We start from the raw sequence: 18,046 nt of genomic DNA on the forward strand, positions 1-18,046 counted from the left end.
CGTGCCCCAGGTGAAGCCCGATCCAGCAGAGCGCATCCTCCGCCGCCTGCCTTCCGGGTTCCGAGAGTGGCTGTATCGCCGGGCCCGCCGAAGCCGGCGACTGGCCGTGCGTCTCGACCGCAAGTACGAGGAGATGCTCGACGGACTGGGCGAAGGCCTGCCGGCCTCCACCGAGGCTGTGGCGGCGCGCCTCCCTTCGACCGGCCTCCCTGCCCAGGAGGTCCTCGCCCGGCTCGAAGCACTGCTCGGCGAACCGGAGAGGCGCGTCGAGGATGGCTACGCCTCGGGAGCCGTGTATCACGGGGGGCGGGAACACGTCGACCTCCTGAACCGGGCGTACTCCACCCACGCCCAGAGCAACCCGATGCACGCCGACCTCTGGCCGGGGACGGTCCGCATGGAGGCGGAGATCGTGGCCATGACCGCCAGGATGCTCAACGGGCCGAAGGCGGTGGGGACGGTCACCTCGGGAGGCACCGAGTCGATCCTCCTCGCCATGAAGGCGTACCGCGACCAGGCCCGGCAGGACCGGGGGATCGGCCGTCCCGAGATGGTCCTCCCGGTCACCGCCCATGCCGCCTTCCTCAAGGCGGCGGAGTACTTCGGCATCGAGCCGGTCCTGGTGCCCGTCGACTCCGGCTGCGCCGCCGATCCACAGGCGATGGCGAACGCCATCACCCGCCGCACGGCGGTGGTGGTCGGTTCGGCGCCGTCGTTCCCCCACGGGACCATCGATCCGATCCCGCAGCTCGCCGCCGCCGCCGCCCGGGCCGGGGTGGGCATGCACGTCGATGCCTGCCTCGGCGGGTTCCTCCTCCCCTGGGCCGAGCGTCTCGGCCACGAGATCCCACCGTTCGACTTCCGCGTGGAGGGCGTCACCTCGATGTCGGCCGACACCCACAAGTACGGCTACGCGGCGAAGGGAACCTCGGTGATCCTGTACCGGGAGCGGAGCCTGCGCCGGCACCAGTACTTCACCGCATCCGACTGGCCCGGCGGGCTATACGCCTCGCCGACGCTGGCGGGAAGCCGGCCCGGCGGGCTGAGCGCGGCGTGCTGGGCGGCGATGATGTCAACCGGGGAGCAGGGATACCTCGACGCCACCGCCAGCATCCTCGAGACGGCCGCCAGAGTTCGGCGAGGAATCGAGTCGATGCCCGGGGTGCGCCTGCTGGGCAACCCCCTGTGGGTGATCGCCTTCACCTGCGACGACGCCGACGTGTACCGGGTTCAGGAGGAGATGACCCGGCGCGGCTGGAGCCTCAACGGCCTGCAGAGGCCGCCTGCGGTGCACCTGGCGGTCACCCTTCGCCACACCGAGCCCGGCGTGGCGGAACGCTTTCTCGAGGACCTGGAGGCGGCTGTCGCCGCCGCAGGCGCCGCCGAGCGAGACCCCGACGCAAGCGTCCCGATGTACGGGGTGGCGGCCTCGTTCCCGGTGCGGGCCGCCGTCGACGACCTCCTGGAGCACTACCTGGATCGTCTCTACGACCTGCCAGACCGCCAGGAGGGCGAGCCGGCCTGAGACCCTCTCACCTGGCGCTGCCCGCCGCCTCCCTGGCGTGATAGGACGACCTCACCAACGGTCCGCTCTCCACGTGGCGGATCCCCAGACCCTCCCCGTGGGCCTTGTACTCGCCGAACTCGTCGGGGTGCACGTAGCGGTCGACCCGCCGGTGTCGGGTCGTCGGCCGCAGATACTGACCGATGGTCACCACATCCACCCCCACCGCCCTCAGATCGGCGAGGGCGCCGAGGACCTCCTCCCTGGTCTCCCCCATCCCCACGATGAGACCCGACTTCACCAGCGACGACGGGCGCATCCACCGGGCGCGGGCAAGCAGGGCGAGGGACCGCCCGTAGTTGGCCGCCGTCCGTACCTCACGCTGCAGGCGCAGGACGGTTTCGGTGTTGTGATTGAGCACGTCGGGGCCAGCCTCCATCACCGTCGCCAGGGCCTGGCGATCCCCCTTGAAGTCGGGGATGAGCACCTCGACGTCGCAGGAGCGCCGAGCTCGGATCTCGGCGATGGTGGCGGCGAAGACCGCCGCTCCCCCATCCCCCAGGTCGTCACGGTTGACCGAGGTGAGCACGGCATGGGTGAGGCGCATCTCGGTGACCGCCTCGGCGACGCGCTTCGGCTCGTCGGCGTCCACGGCACCGGGACGACCCGTGGCCACATCGCAGAACCCGCATGCCCGGGTGCAGACGTCACCGAGAAGCATGAAGGTGGCGGTGCCGCTCCCCCAGCACTCGTAGATGTTGGGGCAGCCCGCCTCCTCGCACACCGTGTTCAGGTCGAGCCCGTCGACGAGGCGCTTCAGATCCCGATACCCGGGCCCCAGGTCGAGGCGGACCCTCATCCACTCCGGCTTCTCGGGCTCCCCCTCCAGGCGGCCCCTCACCGTCGACGGTGGGGCCGATCTCGCCTCGGGAGAGAAGGTGCCGGTAGCCAGCAGCCGGTCGACGTCGAACTCCCCTGCCGACCGCCCGGAGCCCCGGGTGAACGCCGCCCGCTGTTCCTCGACCTGGTCGTACCCGAAGGCGGAAGCGAACCTGGGCACCAGCAGGTCGACCACCTCCTCGATCGACACCCGCCGGGCCAGGATGGATGAGATCGTCGTGACCGGCCGATCAGGGATCCCGCAGGGGACGATGTGCCCGAAGTAGGCGGGGTCGGGATCCACGTTGAGGGCGAACCCGTGCATGGTCACGCGACGCGAGGTGCGCACTCCGATGGCGGCCACCTTGCCGCCGGCGGTCCAGACACCGGGGAAGGCGTCCTCGCGCCAGGCCTCGATGCCGAGATCCCCCAGCGTGGCGATGATCGCCTGCTCCATGCGGCGGACGTGGCCGGTGACGTCGGGTCGCGAGCCCAGGTGCCGGATCGGGTATCCGACCAGCTGCCCCGGTCCGTGATAGGTGACGTCTCCGCCGCGATCCACCCGATGGATCTCGGCGCCCACGGCTGCGGCGAACTCCGGCGTGATCAGCACGTTGGCGCCGTCGGAGAACCTCCCCACCGTGTACACGTGGGGGTGCTCCAGCAGGAGCAGGTAGTCGTCCTCGGTGCGTCCGGCGACGCGGCCTTCGTGGAGGGCGCGCTGCAGGTCCCACGCCTCCTCATAGGGCAGCCGGCCGAGCCAGCGTGCCCGCAGCCGGGTCATGCCAGCTCCTGCTCCCAATCCCAGGTGTGCAGGTTGTTCCGGATCCGGTCCAGGAAGCGAACTGCCGTCGAGCCGTCGAACGCCCGGTGGTCCCAGGTGAGGCCCAGATAGCCGATGTGATGGATGGCGATGGCGTCGTTGCCGTCCCTGTCGGTCACCACCACGGGCCGCTTGACGACGGTCTCGGTGCTGAGAATGGCCACGTTGGGAACGTTGATGATCGGCACCGACATGAAGGAGCCGAAAGGCCCCGGGTTGGTGATGGTGAAGGTCGAACCGGTCACGTCGTCGGGCTCGATCTTCCCCGACCGGGCCTTCTCCGCCACCCGGCGCACCTCGCGCGCCAACCCCCTCATACGAAGACCGTCGGCTCCGCGAACCGTCATCACCAGCAGCCCGTCCTCGTCGAGATCCACTCCGTATCCGAGGTTCACCGAGGAATGCATCGTGCGCTGACGGTTCTCGAGATCGAAAGACGAGTTGACCACCGGGAACGCCCCGAGGGCGTCCACCGTCGCCCGGCTGATGAACGGCAGGTAGGTGAGAGAGAAACCCTCCCGCTCCTTGAAAGGCTGGCGATGCCTCTGTCGAACACGCTCCACGTGTTCGTAGTCGACCTCCACCGACGTGAACACATGGGCGGCGGTCTGCTTGGAATGGATCATGTTCTCGGCGATCCGAACCCGCAGGCGCGACAGGTCCTCCACGCGATCGCCGGTCGCCGGGACCGCCCGCTCGACGGGCCTCTCCGAAGCGAACAGGGCGTGATCGGCAGGCTCTTCGTGGATCAGGTCCTGGATGCCTCGTCCCAGAGCCGAGCGTGGCGTCTCGACCACCCGGGCGGCGACAGGAGCCTCGGCGACCGGTGCGGCAGGCGCCTCCTCGGTGGCCCCGCCACCCTCCACAAAGGCCTCCACGTCGCGTCGTGTGATCCGACCGCCGGAGCCGCTGCCGGAGACATGGGACAGGTCGATCCCGTGCTCGGCGGCGAGGCGCCTCACCACCGGCGAGAGCATGCCGATGGCGGCGGGAGCCCCCTGCTCGGCCCGGGCGGCAGGGGCCGACGGAACCGGTTCCGGCGGAGCCGGGGAAGGCGCTGCTTGGGTCGCCGGCGTGGCAGCCACACTCTCGGCCGGTGTCGCCTCGGTCTCGCGAGCGGGTGGTTGAACCTCGGCTTTCCCCGGAACCTCACCGGGCTCACCGATAACCACCAGCGGGGTGCCGACAGCGACCGTCGCCCCTTCGGCGACCAGGATCTCGAGGATCGTCCCGGCGGCCGGAGAAGGCACCTCGGTGTCCACCTTGTCGGTGGAGATCTCGAGGAGGACCTCGTCCTCCGAGATGGCGTCACCCGGCTGCTTGGCCCACCGGAGGATGGTTCCCTCGGTGACCGTCTCGCCCAGCTGGGGCATGGTGACCGTTAGCGACATTTGTCTGATTCTCCTACCCGGCGGCGAGTCTGCTCACCGCATCGACGACATCATCCACCTGCGGAACGAAAGCGTCCTCCAGCACGGCGGCGTAGGGGATGTGGGTGTGGGGCGGCGTGACCCGCACCACCGGCCCGTCCAGGTCCCAGAACGCCTCCTGGGCGACACGGGCCGCCACCTCCGAAGCCACCGAGGCGAAGGGTACGTCCTCTTGGAGCACCACGAGTCGGGAGGTCCTGGCGACCGATGCGAAGACGGCCTCCCAGTCGAGCGGAACGATCGACTGCAGATCGATGATCTCGACCAAAACGCCCGCCATCTGGTCGGCGGCGGCGATGGCGGTGTGCACCATGGCGCCCCAGGTGACGATGGTCACGTCGGTTCCGCTCCGCACCGTCCGTGCCTTTCCGAGCGGCACCTCGTAGTCGCCGGCAGGGAGGGATTCCTTGATGCTGCGGTACAGCTTCTTGTGCTCCAGGAACACCACCGGGTTGGGGTCGCGTATCGCCGCCAGCAGCAGCCCCTTGGCGGCGGTCGGAGTGCTCGGGACCACGACCTTGATCCCGGGATGATGGGACAGCAATCCCTCGGGACTGATGGAGTGGAAGGGCCCGGCCCGCAGCCCGGCGCCGCTCGGCCCCCGCAGCACCATCGGGACCGAGCGGCCACCCTTCCACAGGTACTTGGCCGCCTCGGTGACCAGCTGGTCCATCCCGGGGTAGATGAAGTCGGTGTACTGCAGCTCGGCCACCGGACGCCGCCCCATCAACGCCGCACCGACCGACGCCCCCACTATCGCCGACTCGGCGATCGGAGTGTCGATCACGCGCTCCGGGCCGTACTTCTCGAACAGCCCCTTGGTCACCTTGAAGGCTCCGCCGAAGCTCCCGATGTCCTCCCCGAGGAGGAACACCCGATCGTCGCGCTCCATCTCCTCGTCGAGGGCCTGGGTGATGGCGTCGAGCATCGTCACCGGCTCGCCCGATGCCGGCCCCGGCTCCGGCCCCGGGGCCTCCCTCACGGCGAAGAGGTCCGCCGTGACCGTCGACGGATCCGGATCCGGCTGTGCCTCGGCCCACACGATCACCGATCGAATGCGCTCGTCCACCCGATCGTGGACCTCGCTGCGTCCGGCCTCGTCGAGGAGCCCGCGCTCCTCGAGGAACTCCTCGAAACGAGGGATGGGGTCCTTGGCCATCCACTCGGCGCGATCGTCGGGGTCCACGTAGTCGGCCGGATCGTGTCCCGCATGGCCGAAGTGCCTGAAGGTGATCGCCTCGATGATCGTCGGACCCTCGCCGCGGCGGGCACGGTCCACCGCCTCGCGTGCGGCGGCGTAGCACTCGAGGACGTCGTTGCCGTCGACGACGACGCCGGGGATTCCGTAGCCGTCGGCGCGATGCCCGGCGTAGGCGAGGTTGAACTCGCGCTCGTTCGGCGTCGAGTAGGCCCACTGGTTGTTCTGGATCAGGAACACCACCGGAAGCCGCAGCACCGCAGCCGTGTTCACCGCCTCGTGCCAGGTGCCGGTGGCGGTGGCCCCCTCCCCGGAGTCGACCATCGCCACCCGGTCGCTCCCGGTCTGGCGGAAGGCGATGGCGGCGCCCACGGCCACGGGGTACGAGTCTGGCAGCGGGGAGACCACCATGAGCGTCCCCCTCTCGAAGACACCGAAGTGGGTGTTGCCGTCACGTCCCTTGGAGGGGCTATCGGCCTTGCCGTAGAAGTTGAGCAGCGCCTCCTCGAGCGTCACCCCCTTCATCAGCTGGGCGGTGAGATCGCGATGTGTGGGGCCGAAGACGTCGCCCTCCTCGAGAGCGGAGACGAACCCGACCTGGGCGGCCTCCTGCCCCACCCCGGGGTACACCGCCCCCGGGAGCCGCCCCGCCCGGTACATGTTGTGGAGACGGGTCTCCAGCAGTCGCCCGGTGACCATCACCTCGTACATGGCGAGCAGCCGCTCGTCGCTCAGTTCCTTGGCGTGCCCCTGCGCCTCGATCATCTGCTTCCTTCCCTCAATGGAGGCTCCGGCCGGAGGCCGCCAGCAGGCTCTCACCCACCGCCTCGGAGAGGGTGGGATGAGCATGCACGAACGCAGCCGCCTCGGCCGGGAGCGCCTCCCATCCGACTGCGTACATCAGCTCGTGGATCATCTCTCCGGCGGCGGGCCCGACCACGGTCGCCCCGAGTATGGGGCCGTTGCGCCGCACCACGAGCTTGACCAACCCCTGGGTCTGGCCCTTGATGATGGCCCGCCCCACACCGGCGATGCCATGGTCGTGGGTTTCCACGGGGTACCCGGCATCGATCGCCTGCCGCTCGGTGAGGCCAACCTGAGCGACCTCCGGCGAGGCGTACACCACCAGCGGGATCGCCCGGTACTCGACCGGCGCCGCGGTGCCGGTGGCGATGTGGGTGATCGCCGCGATCCCCTCGGCGAAGGCGGCGTGGGCCAGCTGCGGCGTACCGCCGACCACGTCACCTACTGCGTACACCCCGGGAGCATCGGTGAGCATCGTCGCCAGATCGGCCGCAATGAAACCGCCGTTCAGCTTCACCCCGGCCTCCTCCAACCCGATCCCGGCGGTGACCGGCGCCCGTCCCACCGCCACCAACACCGCGTCCACCTCGACCGAATCGCCTCCGAAGGGCACCACCACCGAATCGGTGCCCAACGAAGGCGGATCGACCGCAGTCCCGGCGTGCACCTTCACTCCTCGGCGCTCCAACAGCCGCTGCAGCAGCCGCGCCGCCTCGGGCTCGAACCCGGGCAGCACCTGTTCCATCACCTCGAACAGGTGGACCTCGGAGCCGAGGTCGGCAAGCATCCCGGCGAACTCGACGCCGATCGCTCCGGCACCGATGATCGCCACCCGACCGGGCATCCGATCCCAGTCGAGGGCGTGGTCGGAGGTGACGATCAGCCGCCCATCCGGTTCGTACCCCGGAATGGCCCTCGGCGCCGAGCCGGTGGCGACGATCACCTTGCGGGCCTCCAGCCTGGAGGCGGCGCCGTCGGCCCCGGTGACGTCCACGACCCCGGGTCCGGCGAGGCGGCCGGTGCCGGCGATGACCTCTACCTTGCGAGCCTTGAGCAGACCCTGCAGGCCCTTGTGCAGCTGGGACACCACGGCGTCCTTGCGCTCCCGCGCCCGATCCCAATCGACCTGCGGCGCCGAAGTGACGACGCCCACCTCTGCGGCGCCAGCGACCTCCTGGAACACCTCGGCGGTGTGCAACCATGCCTTGGCGGGTATGCACCCACGATGCAGGCAGGTGCCTCCGACCGCTCCCGATTCCACCAGGGCGACCGAGAGCCCGAAGTTGTGGGCGTACAGCGCAGCGGCGTATCCGCCAGGCCCACCCCCGATGATCGCGACGTCGTGCAAGTGCCCTCCAGTCGGTGCCGCCCGAGGTTAGCCCGGGGCCGTTTCCCATCCCAGGGGCGGTACCCTCCGCCTCCCGTGCAAACCCGGTACTTGATCCTCGCCGCCCTGGCCACCGCCCTGCTGATCCTCGGCGCATCGATGGTGTGGCTCCTCCGGCTGTTCTCGTGACCCGCATCACCACCTCGGACGGTGCGATCCTCGAGGCCGAGTGGACCCCGGCAACCGGAGAGCGACTCGGAGCGGCCGTCCTCTGTCACCCGCACCCACTCGACGGCGGGTCGATGCGAGCGCCCCTGATCGTGCGGGTGGCACGGGTCCTCGCCGACGCCGGGCTGGCGGTGCTGCGCTTCAACTTCCGAGGCGTCGGCGCCTCGACCGGTTCCTGGGGTGGCGGCATCTCCGAGAAGGAAGACGTCGCCGCTGCGGTGGCGACGGCAAGCGACGAGGGCGATTTGGTCGGTCTGGCGGGATGGTCGTTCGGGGCCACCACCTCGCTCCTCTGGCAGGCCGAGGCCGGGTCCACCCTGCCCTGGGCCGGGATCGCTCCCGGCATCACTCCGTATCGCGGGCACCAGGCCCCGGAGCCCGACGACCTTCGACCGGCCCGCCGGCTGGTGATCGCCGGCGACCGCGACCAGTTCGCCTCCGTCGCCGAGTTCACCGCCTTCTCCGAACGAATCGGAGCCGGCATCGAACTGCTCCCGGGATCAGATCATTTCTTCGTGTTCCGAGAGCGGAGGGTGGGCGCCCTGGTGGCGGAACACTTCGGGGGTCGCCCCCCACCGGAAGAGGCCGAACCTCAGCGCGGAGGGTGAAACCCCCGGTTGCGCGCCTCTTCGATGGTGTCGGGCCCGAACGTCCCCAGGTCCAGCCGTCGGAGCGCCTCGCCGCCTGCGGTCCGCTTCTCGATGGCCGCCAACTGCTTCGGATCGTCGCAGTCGTAGACGGTCATGGTCGACCTGATGCCGACGAAGCGGTTGTCCGGGAAGCGGCGCAGCCGGGCCATCACGCCGTGTTGATGGTCACCGCCACCTGCGATGCCGTTCCTTGCGGGCTCACCACCACCGTTCCCACCACCTCACCGCGGCGGAACCCGATCTCCCACCTCAACTCGTCGCCGTAGGAGCTCTCCAGCACATAACCGGCCGACACCAGGCTCAGGGTGAAGAACTGCACGGTGGTCACGAAGTCGGAACCGGTGCTCAGGTTCATCTCGCTCTTGTGGTTGGGCGGATCGATCAGGGTGAGGCCGATCACGGAGTTGCCCGGAATCGGGAAGTCGTCGGGGAATGTGGCCGGCACCTCGCCCTCCCCGAACACGACCGCCCCAGCCGTCGTCGAGGAGGATGCGTCGTCGTCGCCGCAGGCGGAGACGACCATGAGCGTTGCCAGCAGCAGAACGGGAAGACGGGAGGAGGTCATCGGGTGGGCGATGGTAGTGGGCTGGAAACGATGCCCTCTCTCGACCGGATGCCGATCATCGGATGCCCCACGGGAAGCACCGCGGCGGGAGGGGGGTCGATCGTCCACGGCAGGATCGATCCCGAGCCCAGGGAGAGTGTCGAGTAGAGGACGAACCGAGCGGTGGCGGCACGAAGCGATCCTCGATCAGACACGAGGGGGCTCCCGGTATCCGCCGAACACCTGCTTCATGGCGGCGGTGATCTCACCGACGGTGGCCCGGGCACGCGCCGCGTCGACCAGCACCGGCATCAGGTTGGATCCGTCGGAGGCGGCCTCGGCGAGCGCCGCCAGCGCCGCCGCCACCTTCGCCGGGTCCCGCCGTTCCCTGACAGATGCGATGCGATCCCGCTGGATGGACTCCACCTCGGAGCCGATCCGCAGGATGTCCAGCTCGTCCTCGTCGGTGCCGGCGTACTTGTTGACCCCGACGATCACCCGCTCACCCGAGCCCAGGGCCTTCTCGTACTGGTACGCCGAGTCTGCCAGCGCCCCCTGGAACCAGCCTTCCTCGATGCCACGAAGGACGCCATCGAGCATCGATCCGTTGCCCATGCGATCGATCTGAGCCAGCAGGGACTCGACCCGCTCCTCCATGCGGTCGGTCATCTCCTCCACGAACCATGAGCCGCCCAGCGGATCGATGACGTCCCCCACCCCGGTCTCCTCGGCAAGCACCTGCTGGGTGCGCAGGGCGATCTCGGCGGCGCGCTCGGTGGGCAGGGCGTACACCTCGTCGAGCGCATTGGTGTGAAGCGACTGGGTGCCGCCCAACACGGCGGCGAGCGCCTCGACCGTGGTGCGGACCACATTGTTGTCCGGCTGTTGGGCGGTGAGCGACACCCCGGCGGTCTGGGTGTGGAAGCGCAGCTTCCAGGAGCGCTCGTCTGCGGCCCGGTAGCGGTCGCGCATCCAACGGGCCCAGATCCGGCGCCCCGCTCGGAACTTGGCGATCTCCTCGAAGAAGTCGAGGTGTGAGTCGAAGAAGAACGACAGTCGCGGTGCGAAGTCGTCGATCGCCATGCCGGCACGGGTGGCGGCCTCCACGTAGGCGAATCCGTCGGCCAGAGTGAACGCCAGCTCCTGATGGGCGTTGGCCCCCGCCTCCCGAATGTGATATCCGCTCACGGAGATGGTGTTCCACTGAGGTACGACATCGGCACAGAACGACATCATGTCTGTGATCAGGCGCAGATGGGGCTGCGGCGGGTAGATCCACTCCTTCTGCGCGATGTACTCCTTCAGGATGTCGTTCTGCAGGGTGCCGCGCAGGTCGGCCCAGGCGACGCCCTGCTCCTCGGCGGCGACCAGGAAGAAGGCGAACAGCGCCTGCGCCGGACCGTTGATCGTCATCGACACCGAGACATCCCCCAGCGGAATCCCCTTGAAGAGGTCGGCCATGTCGTCGGCGGTGTCGATGGCGACCCCGCAGTGTCCCACCTCCCCCAAGGCCATCGGGCTGTCCGAGTCGAGGCCCATCAGGGTCGGCATGTCGAACGCCACCGAGAGGCCGTGCTGACCCTCGGCGAGCAGGTGACGGAAACGAGCATTGGTTTCGGCCACACCGGCAAACCCGGCGAACTGCCGGATGGTCCACTGCTTGCCGCGATACCCCGACACATGGATCCCCCGGGTGTACGGGAAGGCGCCCGGGTATCCGATGCGCTCGGGCGGCTCTCCCTCGGGAACGCCGATGGGTGGCAGATCCTCGAATGAAAGCGTGACCCACCGGTCGCGTCGCTTCGGTGCCGCCTGGTACGCCGCCTGCCATTCGTCGCGGTTCATCCATCCCCTCCGGAGCCGGAGGAGACCGTAACCGGTTCGCCGCAGTTGGGGCAGGGCGCCTCGCCGACGTCTCCCACGATGAAGGTGAAACCACATGAACCGCACGCGACCCGTGGCGAAGGTGCCGGCGGCTCGGGCGGCGGTGGAGGTACCGACAGCCCCGGGTCGGGCTGGCGTCCGCGCACCTCGTTGACCGTTCCGCAGGTGGGGCAACCGTGACGACCGGGGCCACTCACCTCGAACCCCGCCCCACACCGTCCGCACTTCACGATCACGATCCGTCCTCCTCCACAGGCTTGCCCACGGCGCCTATGGCTAGCAGGTATTCGACCTCGGCAGCCATCACCTCGGCTACGTCGAGCGGCTCCACGCCGTACCCGGCGGCCTCCGCCTTCTCGAGCACATACTCCAGCGCCTCGCCACTGCCTATCACCGCAGTGTGCCCGTGCGTGCGGGGTGCCTCCACCTGCTGGTACTCGATCTGCCACTCCAGCAGGCGCTTCACCTGATCGCGATCGAGGCGGCTGGCGGCACCTTCGGACAACGCACCGTGGACGAAGTGGGCGGCGTCCTCGAGGAAGTAGACGGCGGAGTCGCCGCCGGCGCGACCGCTCAGACCCTGCCAGGCGAGAGCGGCGAGTATGACCATGAACAGGGTCCCGAGAAGGACGACGGCGAGCACCGGGCTCATGGCATCATCGTACCGAAGGTGCCCAGGCACTCGTCCTCGAATCATCCGCCGCCGGTTAGCCTGCTTCCCACGATGACCGTCGATGCCGTATCCACCTTCCTCGCCGTGGGCTCGCTGCTCCTCCTCGCCTGCGTCGTGGCCGTCTGGGTGGTGCGCCTGTTGGCGCTGGCCTCGGAGCGCTCCCGGCGGGTGTGGGAGTCGGTGCTCGCCTCGATGTCGGGGCAGGGCGCCCGCCTCGCCCTGCTGATGGCCACCGTGGCGATGCTGGGAAGCCTCTACTTCTCGGAGATCGCCGGATTCATCCCCTGCGAGTACTGCTGGTACCAGCGCATCGCCATGTACCCGCTGGTGGTGATCCTCGCCGTCGGCCTGATCGGCAGGGACGAGAGGGTCCATCGCTACGTCTACCCCCTGGCCTCGATCGGCGCACTCATCGCCGCCTACCACTACTCCATCCAGCGGTTCCCCGATCTTGCCTCTGGCGCCTGCTCCACCCTGGTGCCGTGCACCACCGCCTATGTCTGGAAGTTCGACCTGGTGTCGATCCCGTTCATGGCGTTCGTATCGTTCGCGGTGATCATTACCGTGTTGCTGCTCGACAGGGGCGAGACCGTCCCGCAACCGGAGCCCGAGGAGGACCCCGTCACATGACAACGCGCAAGCCGGCGCAGGCCAAGAAGTTCCCGTTGCTCCCGGTCCTGGCCGGCCTGGGCACCGTGGCACTGATCGCCACAGTGCTCCTCACCATGAACACCGGGGTCACCGACGAGTACGGCGATCCCTCGATCATCGGCGACGCACTGCCCCGCGCCGGAGCGGCGGTGGACCCGGCGCTGGGCCTGGTGGCACCGGAGGTGGATGGCGCCGACTTCGAGGGCAACGCCGTGTCGATCAGCCACGACACCGGGGACGCCAAGATCCTGATCTTCCTCGCCCACTGGTGCCCCCACTGCCAGGCCGAGGTGCCGGTCGTCCAGCAGTGGCTGGAGGACGATCGCCTTCCGGCAAACGTCGAGCTGATCGGCATAGCCACCAACACCTCGTCGACGCGGCCCAACTATCCGCCCTCGGAGTGGCTGGATCGGGAGGGCTGGACGTCGCCTGTGATCGTCGACGACACCGGCTACTCGATCTCGGCCGCCTACGGGCTGGACGCCTTCCCGTTCTGGGTGTTCCTCGCTCCCGACGGGACCGTCGTGGCGCGCGACTCGGGCGAGCTGCCCGTTGAAACCCTCGACCAGATCGCCCAGACCCTGGCGGCGCTGGTCACCGAGTAGCGACCGGGACGCATCGGCGGCGGTCACGACCGCACGGGTGCTGCTCGGTGTCGTCCGTGGCCGACTCCTGTCGCTTCGCAGACCATCCGTGAACGGGGTCAGCTGCTGCGATCGGCGGCGAGCACCCGACGATGGATCACCGCGGCCAGCACGACGAACGCCAAGGCGAACCCGGTGAACAGAATCGAGTTCACCAGGGAGGCGGTCGGGTCGTCGTTGATCTGCATCACTATGGCCATGCCCGCCACCGCCGAGCCGAGCAGCGCTCCCCAACCCACCACGGCGTACATCACCTTGGTGGCCGAGGCGGTTCGGCGAACGAGGCCCAACCCGGTGGCGATCGCCGCCGGAACGACGATGCCCAGGTCCATCAGCTTGACCACCCAGTACACCGTCGGGCTGTCCACGTATGCAAGGTCGTACGGCTCGCCGCCGACGATGTCGATCAGACCGGGGAGGTGAAGCCCCAGGGCGAGGAACCCCGCCAGCACGAAGACCACTGTCACCACTATCCGGCGTACCAACCGTGAGGGCTCCGGCAGCATCGCTTCGCTCACCGCAGACCATGCCCGGACGAGTCCGAGCCCGGCGAGCAGGAACATCGCCAGGAACAGCGGGAAGAACCGCTCGCTGTTGCCTGGCTGCACCCCGAACTCGCCGCCGATCGCCAGCTGCACATAGGTGTAGACGCCGAAGGCTGTGGGCGCCAGCGCCACCACGGCGCCACTGTGCTGCCCGCCAAGCAGCAGCGTCCCGGCCAGCAGGGCGGTGGGAGCCACCAGGAACAGCGCCGCCACATCACCGCCGATGATCTGCCACTCGACCGACTCCACGACGTGGTAGCGAATGACATCGGTGGCGAGCGGGCCGAGCACAGCCACGGCCGCCACCCCGGCGCCGTAGACGATCAGAAGGATTCCCAGTCTTCGCATCGGCATCACCCCGTCGTATCCCGGGATCGTACCGCCATGGGTGGAAGCCCACCCGGGCCGGAGATCACGCCTCCGACCAGGGCGCCCTTCGACGCCGCCAAGCAACCGGTGGCGCCGACGGCGATCCTCGGCCCACCGGGTTGCCGCTCACCGGAGGATCACACGCAGCCCTCCGACAGGTGGATCATGTCCCAGAACCCGGCGTACACCCGGGTGACCGGGCCGGTGCTGTCGGCGAACTCGAACCGGTACCCGTGGGCCCCGGATTCGTAGTAGAGGTTGCGCTCGGTCTCCACGTACGCCCCGGCGAGGTCCTCCGTCGGAGTGCCGAGGGCCGCGATCACCTCGGCCGCAGTGGAACCCACCCCCAGGCCCTCGGGGGTCCGGATGGAGGAATCGACGCTGAAGACAACGGCGACCCACTCGAACAACTGGACGTCGACGCCGGTGTTCGGCCCCGCACCCTGGGCCCAGCCGCACTGGTATCCGTCATTGGCCGTGGTGAAGTCCCACGACGGCGCCGTGATCTCACCGGCGGCGGCCAGGGCGTTGTGGTCGGCTCCGGCAACCAGGTTGCCGAAGCCATCAGGCAAGAGGTAGAGGGCTGCCGTCGTGGTGGTGGTCGCCGGAACCGTCGTGGCAGGCGGAGCCGTTGTGGCCGCAGGCATGGTCGTGGAGGCTGACGCCGTCGTCTCCACCGGTGTAGTGGTGGGCGGCACCAGCGTCGAGTCTGACGCCGGAACGGTTGTGGCACCGGAACCCGCCGAGCCGTCCCCAGAGTCGCCTCCCACGAGAATCAAGATCAATACCAGCAACAGGGCGGCAATCAGCCCCAGCAGCCACGGAACCCAACGCAGCAACCTGCCATCCACCTTCGTCATCTCCTTACGGCGGCCGCAGCGACACTAGCCGCTGCCCCCCAGCCTGCGGATCAGAGCCCGAGGCGATCAGCGAGAACGGCGCGGTGTTGCGCCGGTGTGCCGAAGAGCAACTCGTCGGTCTTGGCACGCTTGAAGTAGAGATGGGCGTCGTGCTCCCATGTGAACCCGATGCCGCCGTGGATCTGGATGTTCTCGGCGGCGCAGAAGAAGTAGGCCTCCGAACAGTATGACTTGGCGAGTGGGGCCACCATCGGGACCTCGTCGCTGTCCTCGGCCACCGCCCACCCGGCGTAGTACGCAGCCGACTTGGCGGACTCGACCTTGACCAGCATGTCGGCACACTTGTGCTTGATCGCCTGAAAGGAGCCGATCGGGCGGCCGAACTGGACCCGCTCCTTGGCATAGGCGACCGACATCTCCAGACACTTCTGGGCGCCGCCCACCTGTTCGAACGCCAGCGCCACCACCGCCCGTGCGATGGTGCCCTCCAGGTCGCCCCATCCGGCCGACCCCAACACGGCGGACTCCGGCACCCTCACCCCGTCGAAGACGATCTCCGCCTGCTTGCGGGTCATGTCCATGGTCTCCAGGCGACGCCGGGTCACGCCGTCGGCGGCACCGTCCACCACCACCAGGGCCACGCCGTCGTCACCTCCGCCATTGGCGGTGCGCACCGCCACCAGGAGAGTGTCGGCGGTGTGTCCGTCCAACACGAACGACTTGATCCCGTTCAGGATCAGATCCGATCCGTCGCGCTTGGCCGGCATCGTGATCCCGGCGGCATCCCAGCGACCGGTCTCCTCGAGGTGGGCCAGGGCGACCCGTCGCTCCCCCGAGGCGATCCCGGGCAGGAGCTCCTGCTTCTGCTCCTCGGTCCCGGACCGGAGGATGAGGTCGGCGGCGAGAACGACCGACGACAGATAAGGGACTGGAAACAGGGCGCGCCCCATCTCCTCCATCAGGATGCCCTGCTCCAGGAAGGTGAAGCCGGCGCCCCCGTACTCCTCGGGTATGGCCATCGCCTGCCATCCCTGGGCGGCGATCTCCTGCCACAGTCCGGGATCGAATCCATCATCGGTTTCCATCAGCGACCGCACCACCGAAGAGGGCGCCTTCGTGTCGAGGAAGCGCCTCACGGTCTGGCGGAGCATCTCCTGCTCCTCGCTGAAGGCGAAGTCCATGGTTGCCTCCGTGCCGTATTCGGTGCCAGGGTAGTGAGACGCGCGAGTGGCACCGCCGACGGGACGGTGGCAGAGTCCCGCCGACGAACGGGAGGTGTCGTGGAGTTCGCCTTGATGACCGAGCCCCAACTGGGGATGAGCTACGACACGCAGAGAACCCTGGCCGCCTTCGCTGAGAGACGCCGGCTGGCCGCCTTCGCCCGCTCCGATCACTACTCGTTCCAGGGGGTGACGGCACCGCACGCCACCGACGCCTTCGCCTCCCTCGCCGGACTGGCAGCCGAAACCTCCTCGGTCGGCTTGGTGGTGCTGGTCAGCCCGATCACCTTCCGACATCCGGCGGTGATGGCCAAGAACGCCACCACGATCGACGAGATCTCGAACGGCCGGTTCTCGCTCGGTGTGGGGACCGGCTGGATGGAGCTGGAGCACTCGGAGTACGGGATCGAGTTCTTCGACACCGGCACCCGGTTCGATCGGTTCGAGGAGTCCCTGGCCTATTTGCATCATGCGTTTGGCCGCAGGAAAGGGCCGTTCGAAGGCAGGCACTACTCGCTGCTCGCCGAGGAGGTGCGCCCCCTGCCCACCGGACCCCTCCCGATCGTGGTCGGGGGTTCAGGCGAGCGGCGCACGCCGCGCCTGGCCGGCACCTTCGCCGACGAGTACAACCTCACGATCCGGCCCCGGGACGAGATCGTGAAGCGGATCGAACGCGCCCGGGAGGCGGCCGTCGCCGCCGGGAGGGAGCCATCGGACATCCGCGTCTCCGTGATGACGGCGGTCGTGGCCGGACACGATGGCGCCGCCTACGAGCGGAACCTGAAGCGGATCGCCGCCGCCGATCCCTTTCGACGCGACGCCGGCACCATCGCCGCGCGTTACCGAGAGCGAGGACTTCCCATCGGCGACTCCGACTCGGTGGGCGAGGCCGTGGCCCGGCTGGCCGAGATCGGGGTGGATCGGATCTACCTGCAGCACTTCGGCCCGCACGACGAGGATCTACTCGACGAGGCCTTCGACGCCCTGGGGGCCTGAGCCGACTCCGACAATCCTTTTCGGTAGGGGGATGGGCCCCGATATCCTCAGCCACCATGTCCGCCCCGCTCCTAGAGATCGACGACCTCCACGCCGCCGCCGGTGGCGTCGAGATCCTCAAGGGCGTCTCGCTAACCATCGCCGAGGGCGAGATGCACGCCCTCATGGGCCCCAACGGGTCGGGGAAGTCGACCCTGGGTAACGTCCTCATGGGTCATCCCGGCTACGAGGTGACGGCGGGCAGCATTCGCTTCAAGGGTGAGGACGTCACCGCCTGGGCGCCCGACGCCCGGGGCCGAGCGGGGATGTTCCTCGCCTTCCAGTATCCGGAGGAGATCCCGGGGGTGACCGTCGTCAACTTCCTGCGATCGGCCCTCAGCAATCGCACCGGGGTCGACTACACCGTCCTCGAGATGCGCCTCAAGGTCGCCGACGCCATGGCCGCCCTGGGCATGGATGCCTCATTCGCCGACCGATACCTGAACGAGGGATTCTCCGGAGGCGAGCGCAAGCGCAACGAGGTGTTGCAGATGGCAGTGCTGCAACCCGAACTGGCCATCATGGACGAGACCGACTCCGGACTCGACGTCGACGCCCTGACCATCGTGGCCGAAGGGGTGCAGCGGCTGCAGTCGCCGCATCGGGGCTTCCTCGTGATAACGCACTATCAGCGGTTGCTCGAGTACTTCTCACCCGATCGGGTGCACGTCTTCGTGGGTGGCCGTGTCGTGGAGAGCGGCGACGCCGACCTGGCCCGGCGAGTCGAGGTCGACGGCTACGACGCCTACCGCGCCGGCGTCGAAGCATGATGCTCTCC

The 18,046-nt window shown here is 68.8% G+C and carries 17 protein-coding genes; 6 read left to right on the forward strand and 11 right to left on the reverse strand.

Annotated features, from left to right (window positions below):
• The first annotated feature begins 10 nt into the window (after positions 1 to 10).
• On the forward strand, positions 11 to 1,525 hold the full coding sequence (locus QY307_03615) for an aminotransferase class V-fold PLP-dependent enzyme (GenBank protein ID WKZ83339.1): 1,515 nt from the start codon (positions 11 to 13) through the stop codon (positions 1,523 to 1,525).
• Positions 1,526 to 1,532: 7 nt separating this feature from the next.
• Here QY307_03615 and lipA read toward each other — a convergent pair whose 3' ends face one another.
• From lipA to lpdA, 4 genes are read right to left on the reverse strand one after another with little or no spacing between them, the layout of a single operon-like run.
• The gene (gene lipA / locus QY307_03620; GenBank protein WKZ83340.1) at positions 1,533 to 3,167 is read right to left on the reverse strand and encodes a lipoyl synthase; all 1,635 of its coding nucleotides are present in this window, start codon (positions 3,165 to 3,167) and stop codon (positions 1,533 to 1,535) included.
• Complete coding sequence (locus QY307_03625; GenBank protein WKZ83341.1) at positions 3,164 to 4,597, reverse strand: dihydrolipoamide acetyltransferase family protein; 1,434 nt, start codon at positions 4,595 to 4,597, stop codon at positions 3,164 to 3,166. Before QY307_03625 ends, lipA begins: the two co-directional genes overlap by 4 nt.
• A gap of 13 nt (positions 4,598 to 4,610) precedes the next feature.
• Positions 4,611 to 6,599 (reverse strand): dehydrogenase E1 component subunit alpha/beta, encoded by a 1,989-nt coding sequence (locus QY307_03630; GenBank protein ID WKZ83342.1) that lies wholly within the window; start codon positions 6,597 to 6,599, stop codon positions 4,611 to 4,613.
• 13 nt (positions 6,600 to 6,612) lie between these two features.
• Entirely contained in the window at positions 6,613 to 7,986 is a 1,374-nt protein-coding gene (lpdA, locus tag QY307_03635; GenBank protein ID WKZ83343.1) for a dihydrolipoyl dehydrogenase, read from the reverse strand.
• Between the two features lie 164 nt (positions 7,987 to 8,150).
• Here lpdA and QY307_03640 point away from each other — a divergent pair, with 164 nt between their 5' ends.
• Positions 8,151 to 8,801, forward strand: coding sequence for a hypothetical protein (locus tag QY307_03640; protein WKZ83344.1), 651 nt, complete (start codon positions 8,151 to 8,153; stop codon positions 8,799 to 8,801).
• On the opposite strand, the gene QY307_03645 is transcribed toward QY307_03640, so the two are convergent.
• The 4 genes from QY307_03645 to QY307_03660 all read right to left on the reverse strand — a co-directional run bounded on the left by QY307_03645 (position 8,786) and on the right by QY307_03660 (position 11,923).
• Positions 8,786 to 8,995 carry a hypothetical protein gene (locus QY307_03645; GenBank protein WKZ83345.1) on the reverse strand — a complete coding sequence of 70 codons (210 nt, stop codon included), beginning with the start codon at positions 8,993 to 8,995 and terminating at the stop codon, positions 8,786 to 8,788. The genes QY307_03640 and QY307_03645 overlap by 16 nt on opposite strands.
• Positions 8,992 to 9,408 carry a hypothetical protein gene (locus QY307_03650; GenBank protein ID WKZ83346.1) on the reverse strand — a complete coding sequence of 139 codons (417 nt, stop codon included), beginning with the start codon at positions 9,406 to 9,408 and terminating at the stop codon, positions 8,992 to 8,994. Before QY307_03650 ends, QY307_03645 begins: the two co-directional genes overlap by 4 nt.
• Before the next feature lie 186 nt (positions 9,409 to 9,594).
• Positions 9,595 to 11,232, reverse strand: a complete 1,638-nt coding sequence (locus QY307_03655) for a methylmalonyl-CoA mutase family protein (GenBank protein ID WKZ83347.1) — start codon at positions 11,230 to 11,232, stop codon at positions 9,595 to 9,597.
• Between the two features lie 271 nt (positions 11,233 to 11,503).
• Positions 11,504 to 11,923, reverse strand: coding sequence for a hypothetical protein (locus QY307_03660; protein WKZ83348.1), 420 nt, complete (start codon positions 11,921 to 11,923; stop codon positions 11,504 to 11,506).
• A gap of 72 nt (positions 11,924 to 11,995) precedes the next feature.
• Between QY307_03660 and QY307_03665 the strand changes: the two genes are divergently transcribed.
• The gene (locus QY307_03665; protein WKZ83349.1) at positions 11,996 to 12,574 is read left to right on the forward strand and encodes a disulfide oxidoreductase; all 579 of its coding nucleotides are present in this window, start codon (positions 11,996 to 11,998) and stop codon (positions 12,572 to 12,574) included.
• A complete protein-coding gene (locus tag QY307_03670; GenBank protein ID WKZ83350.1) occupies positions 12,571 to 13,200 on the forward strand; it encodes a TlpA disulfide reductase family protein in 630 nt (209 codons plus the stop codon). Before QY307_03665 ends, QY307_03670 begins: the two co-directional genes overlap by 4 nt.
• Positions 13,201 to 13,298: 98 nt before the next feature.
• Here the strand turns inward: QY307_03670 and QY307_03675 are convergent, their stop codons facing one another.
• From QY307_03675 to QY307_03685, 3 genes are all read right to left on the reverse strand, one after another.
• A complete protein-coding gene (locus tag QY307_03675) occupies positions 13,299 to 14,138 on the reverse strand; it encodes a hypothetical protein (GenBank protein WKZ83351.1) in 840 nt (279 codons plus the stop codon).
• 152 nt (positions 14,139 to 14,290) lie between these two features.
• Positions 14,291 to 15,013, reverse strand: coding sequence for a hypothetical protein (locus tag QY307_03680; protein ID WKZ83352.1), 723 nt, complete (start codon positions 15,011 to 15,013; stop codon positions 14,291 to 14,293).
• A 50-nt stretch (positions 15,014 to 15,063) separates the two neighbouring features.
• Complete coding sequence (locus QY307_03685; GenBank protein WKZ83353.1) at positions 15,064 to 16,194, reverse strand: acyl-CoA dehydrogenase family protein; 1,131 nt, start codon at positions 16,192 to 16,194, stop codon at positions 15,064 to 15,066.
• 114 nt (positions 16,195 to 16,308) lie between these two features.
• Between QY307_03685 and QY307_03690 the strand changes: the two genes are divergently transcribed.
• Entirely contained in the window at positions 16,309 to 17,229 is a 921-nt protein-coding gene (locus QY307_03690; GenBank protein ID WKZ83354.1) for an LLM class flavin-dependent oxidoreductase, read from the forward strand.
• 56 nt (positions 17,230 to 17,285) lie between these two features.
• On the forward strand, positions 17,286 to 18,038 hold the full coding sequence (gene sufC / locus QY307_03695) for a Fe-S cluster assembly ATPase SufC (GenBank protein ID WKZ83355.1): 753 nt from the start codon (positions 17,286 to 17,288) through the stop codon (positions 18,036 to 18,038).
• Positions 18,039 to 18,046 lie beyond the last annotated feature (8 nt).

This window comes from Acidimicrobiia bacterium (genome assembly GCA_030584185.1).
In the GTDB taxonomy this organism is placed as follows: Bacteria; Actinomycetota; Acidimicrobiia; order Spongiisociales; family UBA11373.